The sequence below is a fragment of the Nocardioides sp. HDW12B genome (assembly GCF_011299595.1).
Lineage (GTDB): Bacteria > Actinomycetota > Actinomycetes > Propionibacteriales > Nocardioidaceae > Marmoricola_A.
The window spans coordinates 1735150-1751592 of sequence record NZ_CP049867.1; the positions used below are offsets into that span (position 1 = coordinate 1735150).

Consider the following 16443-nt stretch of genomic DNA (forward strand, 5'->3'; position numbering starts at 1 on the left):
GGGAAGCGCCAGTTTCACTAGGTACCCAGTGAAACCGACAGCCCCCTCACCCCAGCCCGAGGACCTGCTCGAGCTCCTCGAGGGCCTCGCCGGCGTAGACGGCGATCTTCTGCAGGCTGGGTACGGCGTCGCGGGAGCCGGTGAAGCCGATGCACAGCGACTGGGCGTTGCTGACGCAGGTGATGTTGAGGGCCTGGCCGTGGAAGAGCAGGCTCAAGGGGTAGTACTCCTCGACACGGGAGCCGTCGAAGTAGCGCTGCTCCTTCATGCCCGGCACGTTGCTGATCACGACGTTCGCGGCCTGCACCCCGACCCCGCCGATGCCCAGCATCGCCTGGCCGAGGAACGGCGTCATCAGCAGCGCCGTGTAGGCGTCCATGGTGGCGCCGGCCGCGGTGGGCAGCCGCTGCTTGCCCTTCTGCGTCGACTCGCGCACCACGCGGATCCGCTCCACCGGGTCCTCCACGTCGGTGCCGAGCTTGGCGTAGAGGAACGTGATGGCGTTGCCGACGCCCACGCCCTCCTGGCGCACCGACACGGGCACGATCGTGGTCAGGCTGCTGCTCGGGAGCTTGTCCAGCTCGAGCAGGTAGCGGCGCAGCGCGCCGCCGCAGATGGCCAGGAAGACGTCGTTGAGGCTGCCGTCGGCCGCCTTCGCGACCCGCTTGACCCGGTCCATGTCGTAGGTCTGGGTCGCGAAGCGCCGCGGCTTGCCGATGCGCACGTTGAAGACCGAACGAGGAGCGCGCCACGGGACGGCGCGCTTGCGGTCGCCGGAGCCCGTCGCGCTCTCGAGGTACGTCGACGCGAGGCTCCCGGCGACCGACGCGGCGGACCGCACGATGCCCGGACCGGAGTCGTCGGCCTTCGCGACCTCCTTGGTCTTCGGCGGCAGCCCGGACTGGTCGGCGCCGCGGGTGCCGACCGCCCACGGCGGCAGCATCCCGCGCGCCTCGGGGTCGACCGAGAAGATCCGGTTGGCCAGGCGTACGCCGCCCACGCCGTCGATCTGGGAGTGGTGGACCTTCATGTACATCGACCACTGGCGCTCGGCGACGCCCTCGATGACGTGGCACTCCCACAGCGGGTAGGTCCGGTCAAGACGCGCGGAGTGCAGGCGGGACACCAGGACGCCGAGCTCGCGCTCGCCGCCGGGGGAGGGCACCGCGGAGTGACGCAGGTGGTAGTCGAGGTCGATGTCCTCGTCGGCGAGCTGCTCCCACCGCGGCAGGCCGACGCCGCGCACCAGCCCGCGCAGCTTGTAGTTGAACGGCGGCTGGAAGGTGGCGTGCTCGCGCCAGCGCGTGACGAGGTCCTCGAGGTAGTCCTCACCGGCGTCGTCGGGCATCGTGAAGGTCGCCAGCACCCCGACGTGCGCGGGGGTCCGCGACGTCTCGGCCAGCAACCAGCCGGCGTCGTTGATCTTGAGAACCTTGGCCACCCGCCCCGCCTCCTCCGGCCCCGGCGGACCGCTCGCGCCAGTGTCCCCGAACCCCGCTCCGCCCGCTCGCCGTTCTCCGAACCCGTCCACCCCGCGGGCATGATGGGAGCCATGACCATCCACCGGTCCCACCCCTTCGAGCCCGCTCGTGAGGACCGCGACGCCCTGCGCCGGTTCCGGGGCCGGCTCGCCTCCGGCGTCACCCTCTGGACCGCCGGCTCGGGGCCCGAGCCCGCCGGTGGGGCCTGGGCCGGGCTGACGGTGTCGTCGATGATGGTGGCGGCGGGCGAGCCCGCGCGCGTGCTGGCGCTGCTCGACCCCGACAGCGACGTGGTCGGGGTGCTGCGGGACACCGGCGTCGCGACGGTCCAGGTGCTGGCCTGGTCGCACCGCCAGCTGGCCGAGATGTTCGCCGGCACCGCTCCCGCCCCCGGCGGGGCGTTCACCCACGCCGGGTTCGAGCAGACGCCGTGGGGGCCTGGCCTCGTCGACGCACCGGCCCGGCTCGGCGTACGCCTGGAGTCGGAGCGGGAGGTGGGTTGGTCGGTCGAGGTGACCTGCGTGGTCGAGCACGCCGAGGTCTCCGACGCCGACCTCGGCGACGAGCCTCTGGTCCACCAGCGCGGCCGCTGGTGGCGGATCGGCACCGGCGCCTGAAACCGGTTGCCGTCGCGGCGGCGCCCGGTGAGGATCGCGGCATGCCCGTCGATCTGTGGACCTCGCCCGCCTTCGTCGACGAGGCTCGCGCGTGGACCGCCGCCCACCTGGGCGAGGGCTCGCTGACGGGGGAGTGGGAGCAGCCGCACGCCCGTGCGTGGTCCAGCGCGATCCGGTTCGGCACGACCCGGGGGAGCGTGTGGTTCAAGGTCAACGGCCCGGGCACCCGGCACGAGTCCCGCCTGACACGGCTGATGAGCGAGCTCGTGCCCGACCTGGTGCCGGAGCTGCTGGCCGCCGACGACGCCCGCGGCTGGACGCTGATGCGCGACGCCGGGCCGACGCTGCGCTCGGTCCGGCCGCCGGAGGAGCTGTGGGGACGCTGGGAGCTGCTGCTCCCGCGGTACGCCGAGGCGCAGCGGGTCCTGAGCGGCCACGAGCACGACGTGCTGGCGGCCCGCGTCCCGGACCAGCGGCCGTCCCTCCTGCCCGGTCACCTCGCCGACACCACGGCTCGGCTGGCCGGCACACCCGTCGAGGACGGAGGGCTGTCCGTCGAGGAGACCCACCGGCTCGAGGCCGTCGCCGCCGACCACGCCGACTGGTGCGCGGAGCTCGCCGCCTCGGGGGTGGTGCCGTCGGTCAACCACGACGACCTGCACTCTTCGAACGTGTGCCTCCCGTCCGGCGGCGACGTCGACGCCGCGCGGGTCATCGACTGGGGTGACGCAGTCTGGTCGCACCCCTTCGCGACCCTGCTCGCCACGCTCAACTCGATCGCATGGCACGCCGGCACCGAGGTCACCGACCCCCGCGTCCGGCGAGTGCGCGACGCCTACCTCGAGGTGTACGCCGACCACGGCTCGGCCACCGAGAGGGAGCGCTGGGTCCGGCTGGCCCGACGGACCGGCTGCGTCACGAAGGCGCTCTCCTACGTGCGCGCGTTCGAGGGCGAGCCGCGGTCGGCCGAGGCCGCGGAGGACTGGCCGGTCCGCGCGTGGCTGCTGGAGACGCTCGACCCGGCCGTGGCGGGCTGACGGTCCGCCGCCTCGATCCGGGCCAGGGCGCGGCCGGCGGCGGCGCGGACACGGGCGACCGGGTCGTCCTGCCGGTCGGCGACCCGCTGGAGGTCGTGGTCGAGGCGGCGACGGGCCACCACCCGCAGGGCGCCCTCACGGACCCGCCACTGCTGGTGGTCGAGAGCCGCCAGCACGGGACCCACCGCGTCGGGGTGCCAGGCGTGGAGGAGGCCGCGGGCACCCCAGACCTGCCACCACCAGGCATGGTCGCCGCCCGGGTCGGCGAGCAGGGCGACGCCGTGCCGGCCGCCGAGGACGAGCGCTCCCTCGCGGGGCACGCCGTGCGGACCGGACCCGCGGAGCAGCTCGGTGCACCAGCCCACGACCGCGGCCTCGCCGTGCTCGCGGACCGCCGCGTGGACGCGGGACCGCGGCGGGTCGGAGACCGGGACCACCGCTGGCGCCTCAGTCGCCCGCCGCGGGAGCGCGGACCATCATCGCGTCGAACTCGATGATCCTCATCGTCCTGCCGTCGCGGACGACCGGGAAGATGCCGGTGAGCCCGAACCCCGCCCGCTCGTAGGTCGCGAGCTGCTCGGTCACGTGCGGCATGCTCTCGTAGAGCGGCACCAGCGAGACCTCGGACTGCATGGCCAGCACCTCGTCGATGCGGTCCCCGGCGCCGGCGAAGGCCTGGAGGTCGAACCCCTGCGTGTCGAGCTTGAGGTAGATCCGGGGATCCTCGACGCCCGCCAGCACCTCGTCCAGGAGGCCGTCGAGGCGCCGTACCGGGACCGCGAGCGTGGTCGTGGTGTCGATGCGCGGGTTCCACTCCCGGCCGAAGTCGGACGCCGGCAGCAGCGAGCTGAGTCGTCCCTGGCCCTTGCCGACGTGGATGTCCAGCGTGGTCTCCTCGGCGCCCAGCGCGCAGCGGTGCACCTGCCAGTCGGGATCGTCCGCGGTCCGCTCCTCCAGCACCTCGGCGCTCGCCGGCACCGGCTCGAAGGAGACGATGCGTCCGGCGTAACCCGCGGCGCGCAGCGCACGACCGTACTGACCGCGGTTGGCGCCCACGTCGAGCACGACGTTGATGCCGAGCCGGCGCAGGACGATGCCGACGTGCTGCTCGCCGAGGTGACGCAGCAGCTGGAGCTCGTGGACGAGGGGGTGGCGGCGCACCTCCTGCGGGTCGACGAGCAGCCCGGTCCGCAGCGAGTCCGGCCCGAGCGGGCGGAGCACCCGGCCAGCGCCGCGTCGGCGTACCAGCCAGGTGTCCTCGTCGACCTGCTCCACGACCAGCCGCCGGCCCCGGGGCGCGGGTCCTCGGAGCAGCCAGCCTCCCGACCCGAGCGGGGTGACGTCCGGGGGGCCTGCGCCGCTGCGGAGGAGGAGGTCGTCGCCGAGCGGTGTCCCACCGCCGCGGCGCCGGTCACGGACCGCGCGCAGCCGTGCCAGGCTGGGAGGCAGCCGACGACGTCCTGCAGCCCCCGCCACCTGGATCGTTCGCATGTTCATGGATAGCACGCGCGGAGGCTGCCGCACCCTGTTGTCAACGGCGTCCGTGAGCGGTTCTGCCGAGGGGTGACCAGCGGCTGCCACCACCGGCCCTGCCGTGCTGGACCGGCCCGTCACCGCCTCTAGACCAGCGGCCCGGCCGGGGTGGCGCCGGGACTAACCTGCAGAGCAGGAGGGAAGCCCCATGCCTCTGTTCCACCTGCGTCACACCTGGGTCCTCGTCAGCGCACCCGGTGGCAACCCGCGGCGTCGATGCGCCAGGTGCGGCAAGACGCAGACCTGGGTCGACCAGAGTGCGGTCAACGAGGCCAAGGGACGCTACGGCAGCGACGGCCGCGAGGGTTTCGGCGGCCCGGGCGCGATGGTCGGCTGAGCCGACCGCCTCCGCGCAGTCGCTTGCCTACCAACCGCGCTCGCGCCACTCCGGGATCTTGGGCCGCTCGGCGCCGAGGACCGAGTCGTCGCCGTGGCCGGGGTAGAACCAGGTCTCGTCGGGGAGCCGGTCGAACAGCTTGGTCGTGACGTCGTGCAGCAGCGAGTCGAAGTTCTCCTTGCTACCGAAGGTGTTGCCGACCCCGCCCGGGAACAGGCAGTCGCCGGTGAACAGGTGCGGGGTGCCGTCGGGGTCGTCGTAGAGCAGCGCGATCGAGCCGGGGGTGTGGCCGACCAGGTGGATCGCGGTGAGGGTGCAGTCGCCGACGGTGATGGTGTCGCCGTCCTCGACGAGGACGTCGGTCGGCACCGGGATCCCCTCGGCGTCGTGCGCCCCGGCGTACGTCGTCGCGCCGGTCGCCTCGACGACGTCGGCCAGCGCGCCCCAGTGGTCGCCGTGCTGGTGGGTGGTGACGACCTTCGCGAGCCCGCCGCGGCCGACGAGGGAGAGGATGCGCTCGGGCTCGGCGGCGGCGTCGACCAGCACCTGCTCGTCGGTCCGGCGGCAGCGCAGCAGGTAGGTGTTGTTGCCGAAGTCGCCGACCACCATCTTCGTGATCATCAGCCGTGACAGCTCACGGACGTCGGCGGGACCGCCTTCGGTGACCTTGCCGGTGTAGCTCATGGGTGGGTTCGCCTCCACTTCCCGCCGCTGCCGCGACGCTCGGACCGGTGTCCCGCCCGAGCATGTCAGGACGACGAGGCACCTGCCCACCGCCCTGCCCACCACCCTGCGGACCGGCGGGTGCCCGGGTTGCCCGGGACACGTACTGTTTCGTGGGGCGTGCACCCCGACCTGTCGGTCCCCGGCGCTAGCATGACGAACATGTGTTCGAAGCCGGACCGTGCTCCCACCTGCCGACCCCGAGGACCTTCGTGGCTGACCAGCTGATCATCCGTGGTGCGCGTGAGCACAACCTCAAGGACGTCTCCCTCGACCTCCCACGCGACTCCCTCATCGTCTTCACCGGGCTCTCCGGCTCGGGCAAGTCGAGCCTCGCCTTCGACACGATCTTCGCCGAGGGCCAGCGCCGCTACGTCGAGTCGCTGTCGGCCTACGCCCGGCAGTTCCTCGGACAGATGGACAAGCCCGACGTCGACTTCATCGAGGGTCTGAGCCCGGCGGTCTCGATCGACCAGAAGTCCACCTCGAAGAACCCGCGCTCCACCGTCGGGACGATCACCGAGGTCTACGACTACCTCCGTCTGCTCTACGCCCGCGCCGGGCGCCCGCACTGCCCCACCTGCGGCGAGCCGATCGAGAAGCAGACGCCGCAGCAGATCGTCGACCGCGTCATGACCTGGGACACCGGCACCCGCTTCCAGGTCCTGGCCCCCGTGATCCGCGGGCGCAAGGGTGAGTACGTCGACCTCTTCCGCCAGCTCGTCACCCAGGGGTTCTCGCGTGCCCGGGTCGACGGGGAGACCTACTCGCTGTCCGAGCCGCCGACGCTGGACAAGCAGAAGAAGCACACCATCGAGGTCGTGATCGACCGGATCGCGGTCAAGGACGGCGTCAAGCGTCGCCTCACCGACTCCGTGGAGACCGCGCTCGACCTCGCCGGCGGCCTCGTGCTGTTCGACCTCGTCGACCTCGACGCGAAGGACCCCGACCGGGAGAAGAAGTTCTCCGAGCGCATGGCGTGCCCCAACGAGCACCCGCTCGAGGTCGACGAGCTCGAGCCGCGCTCGTTCTCCTTCAACTCGCCCTTCGGCGCGTGCGGGGAGTGCCACGGCCTCGGGACCCGGATGGAGGTCGACCAGGAGCTGGTCGTCACCGACCCGGAGGCGACGCTGGCCGAGGGCGCCATCAGCGCCTGGTCCGGCGCCCACGTCGCCGACTTCTTCCAGCGGCTCCTCGGCGCCCTGGGCGACGAGCTGGGCTTCGACCTGGACACGCCGTGGGAGGAGCTGCCGGCCAAGGCCCAGCGCTCCATCCTCGACGGCCACTCCACCAAGGTCCACGTGCGCCACCGCAACCGCTACGGCCGCGAACGCTCCTACTACACCGCCTTCGAGGGCGTCCGCCCCTACATCGAGCGGCGCCACCGCGAGGCGGAGTCCGACACCAGCCGCGAGCGCTTCGAGGGCTTCATGCGCGAGGTGCCGTGCCCGGTCTGCGAGGGCTCGCGCCTCAAGCCGGTCGTGCGGGCGGTCACCGTCGGCGGCCGCTCCATCGCCGAGGTCTGCGCCCTGCCGATCAACGAGACCGCCGCCTTCCTCGCGACCGTCGAGCTCAGCGTGCGCGAGCGCCAGATCGCCGAGCAGGTGCTCAAGGAGATCCAGGAGCGTCTGCGCTTCCTGCTCGACGTCGGTCTCGACTACCTCTCCCTCGACCGTCCCTCCGGGTCGCTGTCGGGTGGGGAGGCGCAGCGGATCCGGCTGGCCACCCAGATCGGCGCCGGCCTGGTCGGCGTCCTCTACGTCCTCGACGAGCCCTCGATCGGCCTGCACCAGCGCGACAACCACCGGCTCATCGAGACCCTGCTGCGACTGCGCGACCTCGGCAACACGCTCATCGTCGTCGAGCACGACGAGGACACCATCCGGGTCGCCGACTGGGCCGTCGACATCGGGCCCGGGGCGGGGGAGCACGGCGGCCAGGTGGTCCACTCCGGCCCCGTCGCCGGCCTGCTGACCCACCCCGACTCCCCGACGGGGATGTACCTCTCGGGGCGCAAGTCCATCCCGCTGCCCGCCGTACGCCGTCCGCGGACGCCGGGGCGCGAGCTCAAGGTGATCGGGGCCAAGGAGCACAACCTCCGCGACATCGACGTCGCGTTCCCGCTGGGGATGTTCGTCGCGGTCACCGGGGTCAGCGGCTCGGGCAAGTCCACCCTGGTCAACGACATCCTCTACACGTCGCTGGCCAAGCAGGTCTACAACGCCCGCACGGTCCCGGGGCGTCACCGCCGCATCGACGGGCTGGGCGAGGTCGACAAGGTCATCCACGTCGACCAGTCGCCGATCGGCCGGACGCCCCGTTCCAACCCGGCCACCTACACCGGCGTCTTCGACCACGTCCGCAAGCTCTTCGCCTCCACGCCCGAGGCGAAGATGCGCGGCTACCTGCAGGGCCGGTTCTCGTTCAACGTCAAGGGCGGCCGCTGCGAGGCCTGCTCCGGCGACGGCACCCTGAAGATCGAGATGAACTTCCTGCCGGACGTCTACGTCCCCTGCGAGGTCTGCCACGGCGCCCGTTACAACCGGGAGACGCTGGAGGTCCACTACAAGGGCAAGACCATCGCCGAGGTCCTCGACATGCCGATCGAGGAGGCCGTCGACTTCTTCGCCGCGGTGCCGGCCATCAACCGGCACCTGTCGACGCTGGTCGAGGTCGGGCTCGGCTACGTGCGCCTGGGTCAGCCCGCCCCCACGCTGTCGGGCGGCGAGGCCCAGCGCGTCAAGCTGTCCACCGAGCTGCAGAAGCGCTCGACGGGCAAGACCGTCTACGTCCTCGACGAGCCCACCACCGGTCTGCACTTCGAGGACATCCGCAAGCTGCTGCTGGTGCTGGGCCGCCTGGTCGACCAGGGCAACTCGGTGCTGGTCATCGAGCACAACCTCGACGTCATCAAGACCGCGGACTGGATCGTCGACATGGGTCCCGAGGGCGGCAACCGCGGCGGCCTCGTCGTGGCCGAGGGCACGCCGGAGGACGTCGCGGCCAACCCCGACAGCCACACCGGCCGCTTCCTCAAGTCGCTGCTCGACGGCCAGACCCGCGTGCCCACCGGCACCCGGTCCCGGGGCACGAAGGCGACCACGAAGGCGGCGAAGGCGGTGACGTCGTCGGGCACCACGACGGCGACCACGACGGCGAAGAAGACGGCGAAGAAGACGGCCGCGAAGACCACGGCGAAGAAGCCCACGACGACGAAGGCGACGACGCGGGTGGCGCGCAGCCGCTGACCGGCGCGACCGTCCGGGTTCAGGGGACCTGATTACGCTGGCGCCATGGCCGACCTCGTCCCCCTCCGTGACCTGCCGCTCGATCGGCGCCGCCTCATCGGGTGCGCCGCGCTCTTCGGGGTCAGCGGGCCGCTGCTGGCCGCGTGCTCGAGCGGCTCCTCCTCCGAGGACTCCGAGGACTCCGAGGACGCTGCGGCCAGCACGTCGGCCGGGGCGGCGCTCGTCGCCGCGGCGGACGTCCCGGTCGGCGGCGGCGTGGTCCTCAGCGACCTGAACATCGTGGTGACGCAGCCGAAGAAGGGGGAGTTCCGTGCCTTCGACTCCCGGTGCACCCACCAGAACGGCACGCTGAGCGAGCCGCAGGACGGCATCATGACGTGCCCGCTGCACGGCAGCCAGTTCTCCGTCGAGGGCGAGAACCTCGTCGGTCCCAACGGCGAGCCCGCCGGCAGCACGCCCGACCTCGACACGGTCGACGTCGAGGTGCAGGGCGGCGACGTGGTGCGCGCCTGACCTCGCCCGACCCCCTCCACGCCGGGCACCGACCCCGGCCCTGACCCACGGCCCTGACCCACGCCCCTGACGCACTGGTCTGAACCGGTTCGCGCCGCAGGTGGCCACCCGGGACCGGGCCTTGTCATGGTGGTGGTGAGACAGGTGGTGTCCTTCGGGCGGGGGACGACCGCTCGACCCGCCCCCGGACGACGCCGGAGAGGGACGGGCGTGCGCGAGGTGCTGGTCTTCGCCGAGGCGGAGCTGGACCGGCAGCGGCAGGAGTGGCTGCTGGAGCGCCTGCACGACCTCCGGCACCGTCCCGTGATCTGTCAGGTCCATCTGCGGCCCCTGCGTCACACGTCCGCGAGCGCCCTGCCCGCGCAGACCCCGCGGGCGGCCGAGGAGCGCGACGTCGAGCTCGCCCGGGCCCGCCGGCGGCTCGGTGACCTCGTCGAGCTGGTGCGCGGCGCCGGCCACGTCGCCCACGGCGAGCTCCTCGTCGGGCCACTGGTGCGCGCGCTCGCCCGCGGGATCGCGGAGCGCTCGCCCGAGGAGGTCGTCCTGGTGACCGCCGACCGTCGCCTGGAGCTCCTGCTGAGGCGTGACCTGGAGCGCCGGCCGCACCACGTCGCCGCCGTCCCCGTGCGCGTCCTGGACGGCTCCTCGGGGCTCCCGCGCGGCTGAGCCCGGCCGGGACGCGAGGCCGGGGGAGCGCCCGGGTGGCCCCCGGGGACTGTCGCACCCGGACAGTAGGGTTGCCGACGTGGCCGACCCGTCGACGTACCGTCCCGCAGCGGGGTCGATCCCGACCTCGCCGGGCGTCTACCGGTTCTCCGACCCGCGCGGTCGCGTGGTCTACGTCGGCAAGGCCAAGAACCTCCGCGCGCGGCTGTCGTCGTACTTCCAGGACATCGCCAACCTGCACCCGCGGACCGCGTCGATGGTCACCACCGCGGCCAAGGTCGAGTGGACCGTGGTCGGCACGGAGGTCGAGGCGCTGCAGCTGGAGTACTCCTGGATCAAGGAGTACGACCCGCGCTTCAACGTGAAGTACCGCGACGACAAGTCCTACCCGTGGCTGGCGGTCACCCTGGGCGACGAGTTCCCGCGCGTCATGGTCGTCCGGGGCGCGAAGAAGAAGGGCACGCGCTACTTCGGCCCCTACTCCCACGCCTGGGCCATCCGCGACACCGTCGACACCCTGCTCCGGGTCTTCCCGATGCGCTCCTGCTCCAACGGCGTCTTCACCCGCAGCGGCCAGGTCGGCCGCCCCTGCCTGCTCGGCTACATCGACAAGTGCGCCGCCCCCTGCGTCGGGCACGTCAGCGCCGAGGAGCACCGCGCGATCGTCCAGGACTTCTGCGACTTCATGAGCGGCCACACCGCGGAGTTCACCAAGCGCATCGAGAAGGAGATGTACGCCGCCTCGGAGGCGATGGACTTCGAGAAGGCGGCCCGCCTGCGTGACGACCTCGGGGCGCTCAACCGGGCCCTGGAGAAGCAGGCGATCGTGCTGGGCGACGGCACCGACGCCGACGTCGTGGCCGTCGAGGAGGACCCGCTCGAGGTCGCGGTGCAGGTCTTCCACGTCCGCGGCGGACGCGTGCGCGGCCAGCGCGGCTGGGTGGCGGAGAAGACCGAGGACGCCGACCTCGGCGGGCTGATGGAGCGCTTCCTGCTGCAGCTGTACGCCGCGGAGTCCGGCGACGGCGTGCCGCGGGAGATCCTCGTCCCGGCCTTGCCGGAGGACCACGCGGCGATGGAGGAGTGGCTGAGCGGGCTGCGGGGGAGCCGGGTCAAGGTCCGGGTGCCGCAGCGCGGCGACAAGAAGGCGCTGCAGGAGACCGTCGCCCGCAACGCCAAGCAGTCGATGATGCTGCACAAGACGAAGCGGGCCTCCGACCTCACCAGCCGCAACCAGGCCCTCGAGGACATCCAGGTGTCGCTCGAGCTGTCCGAGGCGCCGCTGCGCATCGAGTGCTTCGACATCTCCAACCTCCAGGGCACCGAGGTGGTCGGCTCGATGGTGGTCTTCGAGGACGGCCTGCCCCGCAAGTCGGAGTACCGCCGTTTCGTGGTGCGCAGCATCGACGGCCAGAACGACGTCGCGGCCATGCACGAGGTCGTCACCCGGCGCTTCCGGCGGCTCCTCGACGAGCGCGTCGAGCACCCCGAGCTGGGGGAGTCCTCGCCCGTCGGCAGCGGCCCGATGCTGGTCGACCCGGACACCGGGCGCACCAAGTCCTTCGCCTACACCCCGGGTCTCGTCGTCGTCGACGGCGGTCCGCCGCAGGTGGCGGCCGCCCAGCGTGCCCTCGACGAGCTCGGCATCGACGACATCCCGGTCTGCGGGCTGGCCAAGCGGCTCGAGGAGATCTGGCTGCCCTCCCAGGAGGACCCGGTCATCATGCCGCGCACCAGCGAGGCTCTCTTCCTGCTGCAGCGCGTGCGCGACGAGGCCCACCGCTTCGCCATCGCGCACCACCGCGGCCGCCGCTCGAAGACCATGGTCGAGAGCCTGCTCGACGACGTACCCGGACTCGGCGAGGTGCGACGCAAGGCCCTGCTCCGCCGGTTCGGCTCCCTGCGCAAGCTGCGGGCTGCGACGGTGGAGGACATCGCCGACGTGCCGGGCATCGGCCCGTCCACGGCACAACGCATCGCCGACGCCCTCGTGGCGGGAGCACCGGCTCCGGGGGTCAACACGGCCACCGGCGAGATCGAGGAGGGGTAGCAGTGGCGTTCACCTCACCCGGGGGCGACCCGGACAGCCGCGGCGAGCTCGTGGTCGTGACCGGCATGACCGGCGCGGGCCGGAGCACGGCGGCCAAGGAGCTGGAGGACCTCGGCTACTTCGTCGTCGACAACCTCCCGCCGCGCCTGGTCCCCGACGTGGTCCGCATGGTCGACGACACCCACGGGGTCGCGCAGTCGATCGCGGTCGTCGTCGACGTCCGCTCGGGCTCGTTCTTCGACTCGCTGCGCGAGGTCGTGAACGCCGGGGTCGAGGACCGTCGGACGACGCTGCTCTACCTCGAGGCCGACGACGACGTGCTCGTACGCCGCCAGGAGGCGGCCCGGCGTCCCCACCCCCTGCAGGAGGGCGGCCGGCTCCTCGACGGCCTCCAGCGCGAGCGGGAGGTGGTGGCCGACCTGCGCGGCGACGCCGACCTCGTGATCGACACCAGCAACCTCAACGTCCACCAGCTCACGGCGCAGATCGCACGCAACTTCGGCACCGAGAAGCGCCTCGCCCTGACCGTCACGGTGGTGAGCTTCGGCTTCAAGTACGGCATCCCGGTCGACTCCGACTACGTCGCCGACATGCGCTTCCTGCCGAACCCGTTCTGGGTGCCCGAGCTGCGTTCGCACACCGGTCGGGAGAGCGGGGTCTCGGACTACGTGCTGAGCCAGCCCGGCGCCGGGGCGTTCCTCGAGCACTTCGTGCCGCTGGTCACCGCCGTCGGGGAGGGCTACCTGCGCGAGGGCAAGCGCTTCATGACGATCGCCGTCGGGTGCACCGGCGGCAAGCACCGCAGCGTCGCCATGTCCGAGGAGCTCGCGGCGCGGCTGCGCGGGCAGGGCCTCGACGCGCTGGCCGCCCACCGCGACCTGGGTCGCGAGTGACCGCGCACCCGGACGGCGTGCGGGTGGTCGCGCTCGGGGGCGGGCACGGGCTGTCGGCCTCGTTGTCGGCGCTGCGCCGGGTCACGGGCCGGCTCACCGCCGTCGTCACGGTCGCCGACGACGGCGGGTCGTCGGGGCGGCTGCGGCGCGAGTTCGGCTGCCTGCCGCCCGGCGACCTGCGGCAGGCGCTGTCGGCGCTGTGCGGCGACGACGAGTGGGGCGTGACCTGGGCGCGAGCGCTGCAGCACCGCTTCGCCAGCACCGGCGACCTCGACCAGCACGCGCTGGGCAACCTGCTCATCGTCACCCTCTGGGACCTGCTCGACGACCACGTCGCCGGCCTCGACTGGGTCGGGCGGCTGCTCGGCGCCCAGGGCCGGGTGCTGCCGATGGCGCTGGCCCCCCTCCACATCACCGCCCAGGTCCGGGGCGAGGATCCCGAGGCACCCGAGGCCGTCTCCACGGTCCGCGGCCAGGCCGAGGTGGCCGTCACCCCGGGGCAGGTGCTGTCGGTGGCGCTGGACCCGGCCGACGCGCCCGCCTGCCCCGAGGCGGTGGCTGCGGTCCTCGAGGCCGACTGGGTGGTGCTGGGACCCGGGTCGTGGTTCACCAGCGTGATCCCGCACCTGCTCATCCCGGACCTGCGTCGCGCCCTCGAGACGACGTCGGCGCGGATCCTGGTCGCCCTCAACCTCAGCGCCCAGACCGGCGAGACCGAGGGCTTCACCCCCGAGGCCCACCTGGAGGTGCTGGCGGCGCACGCGCCCGGCCTGAGCGTGGCCACGGTGCTGGCCGACAGCACCGCCGTCACCGACCTCGACGGGCTCCAGCAGGCCGCCGAGCGGCTCGGAGCCCGCCTCGTGAGCGAGGACGTGGCCCGGGCCGACGGCTCGCCGCGCCACGACCCCGAGAAACTGGCAGCCGCCTATGCGCGGGCATTGGGAGCGACGTAGGGTGGCCCCTTCCTCACCTGCCGCCGACCTCCTGGGTCGGCTGCCGCACGACTGCACGAGCACCGCCCCACCGTCCACCCAGGACCGGGGCAGAAGAGGGGACCGAGGCGTGACAGGATCGGACGAATGGCGATGACGGCTCAGGTCAAGGCAGAGCTGGCCAGCACCCCCGTGACGCGCACCTGCTGCCGCAAGGCGGAGGTCTCCTCGATGCTCCGCTTCGCCGGCGGTCTCCACATCGTCAGCGGCCAGATCGTCGTCGAGGCCGAGCTCGACACCGGGGCGGCGGCCCGCCGCCTCCGGCGCGACATCTCCGAGATCTACGGCCACGCCTCCGACGTCGCGATGGTGACCGGCCACGGCATTCGCAAGCACAGCCGGTACGTCGTCCGCGTCGTCCGCGACGGCGAGGCCCTGGCCCGCCAGACCGGCCTCCTCGACGGCCGTGGCCGCCCCGTGCGCGGCCTCCCGCCGCAGGTCGTGTCCGGCGGCAACTGCGACGCCGTGGCGGCCTGGCGCGGCGCGTTCCTGGCCCACGGCTCGCTGACCGAGCCGGGCCGCTCCTCCGCCCTGGAGGTCACCTGTCCCGGCCCCGAGGCCGCCCTCGCGCTCGTCGGCGCCGCCCGACGCCTCGGCATCAGCGCCAAGGCCCGCGAGGTGCGCGGCGTCGACCGCGTCGTGATCCGCGACGGCGACGCCATCGGCGCGCTGCTGACCCGGCTGGGCGCCCACGAGTCGCTCATGGCCTGGGAGGAGCGCCGGATGCGTCGCGAGGTCCGTGCCACGGCCAACCGCCTCGCCAACTTCGACGACGCCAACCTGCGCCGCTCCGCCCGCGCCGCCGTCGCGGCCGGCGCTCGTGTCGAGCGCGCGCTCGAGATCCTCGGCGAGGAGGTCCCCGACCACCTCCGTCAGGCCGGCAGCCTCCGGCTCGAGCACAAGCAGGCCTCCCTCGAGGAGCTCGGCCAGCTGCACGACCCGGTGCTGACCAAGGACGCCATCGCCGGACGCATCCGCCGTCTGCTGGCGATGGCGGACAAGAAGGCCCAGGAGACCGGCATCCCGGACACCGAGGCCTCCCTCACCCCGGAGATGTTGGCCGAGGATGAATGACCATCCGCTGCGCGAAGGATGAGCGCAGCGGATCAGGTCATCAGGTCGAGCAAGCCCCGCGGCCGAGCCCGCGAGGCCGCGACGGGCGTGCCGAGACCCGGTGACGTAGGCACCACCCCCGCCCGTGTCCTCACACATCGTCCGCGTCGACCGGTCGCTTTGATCGATCCAAAGTTACCGATCCGTACCGAGGACTCCGGGTCGTGACGTCCACCACGGGGCGATAGGGTCGAGAAGTCCCGACCCCCTTCTTCCCAGGAGACCCGCTGTGACCGTTCGTGTAGGAATCAACGGCTTCGGCCGCATCGGCCGCAACTTCTACCGTGCGGTCCGCGCCTCGGGCGCCGACATCGAGATCGTCGGCGTCAACGACCTGACCGACAACACGTCGCTGGCCCACCTGCTGAAGTTCGACTCGATCCTGGGTCGTCTCGACGCCGACGTGTCGTCCACCGACACCTCGATCAAGGTCGGCGACACTGAGTTCGCCGTGTCCGCCGAGCGCGACCCCTCGAAGCTGAGCTGGGGCGAGCTCGGGGTCGACGTCGTCGTGGAGTCCACCGGCTTCTTCACCGACGCCACCAAGGCCAAGGCCCACGTCGACGCCGGCGCCAAGAAGGTCATCATCTCCGCGCCCGCCTCCAACGAGGACATCACGATCGTGATGGGTGTCAACCACGAGCTGTACGACCCCGCGCAGCACACCGTCATCTCCAACGCGTCGTGCACCACCAACTGCCTGGCCCCCATGGCCAAGGCGCTCCACGACGAGTTCACGATCGTCAAGGGCCTGATGACGACGATCCACGCCTACACCGCGGACCAGAACCTCCAGGACAACATCCACAAGGACCCGCGCCGCGCCCGCGCCGCCGCGCTCAACATGGTCCCGACCTCGACCGGTGCCGCCAAGGCCATCGGCCTGGTTCTGCCCGAGCTCAAGGGCAAGCTCGACGGCTACGCCATGCGCGTCCCGGTGCCGACCGGCTCCGCGACCGACCTGACCTTCGAGGCCGGCCGCGAGACCTCGGTCGAGGAGGTCAACGCCGCCATCGAGAAGGCCGCCGACGGCCGCTACCTCAAGTACTCGACCGACCCGCTGGTGTCCACCGACATCGTCACCGACCCGGCGTCGTGCATCTTCGACGCCCCGCTGACCAAGGTGATCGGCAACCAGGTCAAGGTCCTCGGCTGGTACGACAACGAGTGGGGCTACTCCAACCGCCTCGCCGACCTGATCACCCACATCGGCAGCTCCCTCTGAGTCGCCGCGAGGACC

The 16443-nt window shown here is 72.4% G+C and carries 15 protein-coding genes; 11 read left to right on the forward strand and 4 right to left on the reverse strand.

Annotated features, from left to right (window positions below; translation table 11 throughout):
• Nucleotides 1-46 precede the first annotated feature (46 nt).
• A complete protein-coding gene (locus tag G7072_RS08120) occupies nucleotides 47-1441 on the reverse strand; it encodes a wax ester/triacylglycerol synthase family O-acyltransferase (RefSeq protein ID WP_166085270.1) in 1395 nt (464 codons plus the stop codon).
• Between the two features lie 111 nt (nucleotides 1442-1552).
• Here G7072_RS08120 and G7072_RS08125 point away from each other — a divergent pair, with 111 nt between their 5' ends.
• The gene (locus G7072_RS08125; protein WP_166085272.1) at nucleotides 1553-2098 is read left to right on the forward strand and encodes a flavin reductase family protein; all 546 of its coding nucleotides are present in this window, start codon (nucleotides 1553-1555) and stop codon (nucleotides 2096-2098) included.
• A 41-nt stretch (nucleotides 2099-2139) separates the two neighbouring features.
• The gene (locus tag G7072_RS08130) at nucleotides 2140-3135 is read left to right on the forward strand and encodes a phosphotransferase (protein ID WP_166085275.1); all 996 of its coding nucleotides are present in this window, start codon (nucleotides 2140-2142) and stop codon (nucleotides 3133-3135) included.
• Here the strand turns inward: G7072_RS08130 and G7072_RS08135 are convergent.
• Both G7072_RS08135 and G7072_RS08140 read right to left on the reverse strand, forming a co-directional pair.
• On the reverse strand, nucleotides 3030-3572 hold the full coding sequence (locus G7072_RS08135; protein WP_166085277.1) for a HEAT repeat domain-containing protein: 543 nt from the start codon (nucleotides 3570-3572) through the stop codon (nucleotides 3030-3032). The two genes, G7072_RS08130 and G7072_RS08135, sit on opposite strands and share 106 nt — an antisense overlap.
• A 10-nt stretch (nucleotides 3573-3582) precedes the next feature.
• Entirely contained in the window at nucleotides 3583-4626 is a 1044-nt protein-coding gene (locus G7072_RS08140; protein WP_166085279.1) for an FkbM family methyltransferase, read from the reverse strand.
• Between the two features lie 190 nt (nucleotides 4627-4816).
• Between G7072_RS08140 and G7072_RS08145 the strand changes: the two genes are divergently transcribed.
• Nucleotides 4817-5005, forward strand: a complete 189-nt coding sequence (locus G7072_RS08145; protein ID WP_166085281.1) for a hypothetical protein — start codon at nucleotides 4817-4819, stop codon at nucleotides 5003-5005.
• Nucleotides 5006-5032: 27 nt separating this feature from the next.
• On the opposite strand, the gene G7072_RS08150 is transcribed toward G7072_RS08145, so the two are convergent.
• Nucleotides 5033-5689 carry an MBL fold metallo-hydrolase gene (locus G7072_RS08150; RefSeq protein ID WP_166085283.1) on the reverse strand — a complete coding sequence of 219 codons (657 nt, stop codon included), beginning with the start codon at nucleotides 5687-5689 and terminating at the stop codon, nucleotides 5033-5035.
• A 251-nt stretch (nucleotides 5690-5940) separates the two neighbouring features.
• On the opposite strand from G7072_RS08150, the gene uvrA reads away from it, so the two are divergent.
• The 8 genes from uvrA to gap all read left to right on the forward strand — a co-directional run bounded on the left by uvrA (nucleotide 5941) and on the right by gap (nucleotide 16428).
• The gene (gene uvrA / locus G7072_RS08155; protein WP_166085285.1) at nucleotides 5941-8976 is read left to right on the forward strand and encodes an excinuclease ABC subunit UvrA; all 3036 of its coding nucleotides are present in this window, start codon (nucleotides 5941-5943) and stop codon (nucleotides 8974-8976) included.
• Between the two features lie 45 nt (nucleotides 8977-9021).
• On the forward strand, nucleotides 9022-9489 hold the full coding sequence (locus G7072_RS08160) for a Rieske (2Fe-2S) protein (RefSeq protein ID WP_166085287.1): 468 nt from the start codon (nucleotides 9022-9024) through the stop codon (nucleotides 9487-9489).
• Between the two features lie 210 nt (nucleotides 9490-9699).
• The gene (locus tag G7072_RS08165) at nucleotides 9700-10155 is read left to right on the forward strand and encodes a hypothetical protein (protein ID WP_166085289.1); all 456 of its coding nucleotides are present in this window, start codon (nucleotides 9700-9702) and stop codon (nucleotides 10153-10155) included.
• 79 nt (nucleotides 10156-10234) lie between these two features.
• Entirely contained in the window at nucleotides 10235-12205 is a 1971-nt protein-coding gene (uvrC, locus tag G7072_RS08170) for an excinuclease ABC subunit UvrC (protein ID WP_166085291.1), read from the forward strand.
• Between the two features lie 2 nt (nucleotides 12206-12207).
• Complete coding sequence (gene rapZ / locus G7072_RS08175; RefSeq protein WP_166085293.1) at nucleotides 12208-13098, forward strand: RNase adapter RapZ; 891 nt, start codon at nucleotides 12208-12210, stop codon at nucleotides 13096-13098.
• Complete coding sequence (gene yvcK / locus G7072_RS08180) at nucleotides 13095-14051, forward strand: uridine diphosphate-N-acetylglucosamine-binding protein YvcK (protein WP_206063322.1); 957 nt, start codon at nucleotides 13095-13097, stop codon at nucleotides 14049-14051. Before rapZ ends, yvcK begins: the two co-directional genes overlap by 4 nt.
• A 126-nt stretch (nucleotides 14052-14177) precedes the next feature.
• Nucleotides 14178-15164, forward strand: coding sequence for a DNA-binding protein WhiA (gene whiA, locus G7072_RS08185; RefSeq protein WP_166085297.1), 987 nt, complete (start codon nucleotides 14178-14180; stop codon nucleotides 15162-15164).
• A 268-nt stretch (nucleotides 15165-15432) separates the two neighbouring features.
• On the forward strand, nucleotides 15433-16428 hold the full coding sequence (gene gap, locus G7072_RS08190; protein ID WP_166085299.1) for a type I glyceraldehyde-3-phosphate dehydrogenase: 996 nt from the start codon (nucleotides 15433-15435) through the stop codon (nucleotides 16426-16428).
• The last annotated feature ends 15 nt before the right edge of the window (nucleotides 16429-16443 follow it).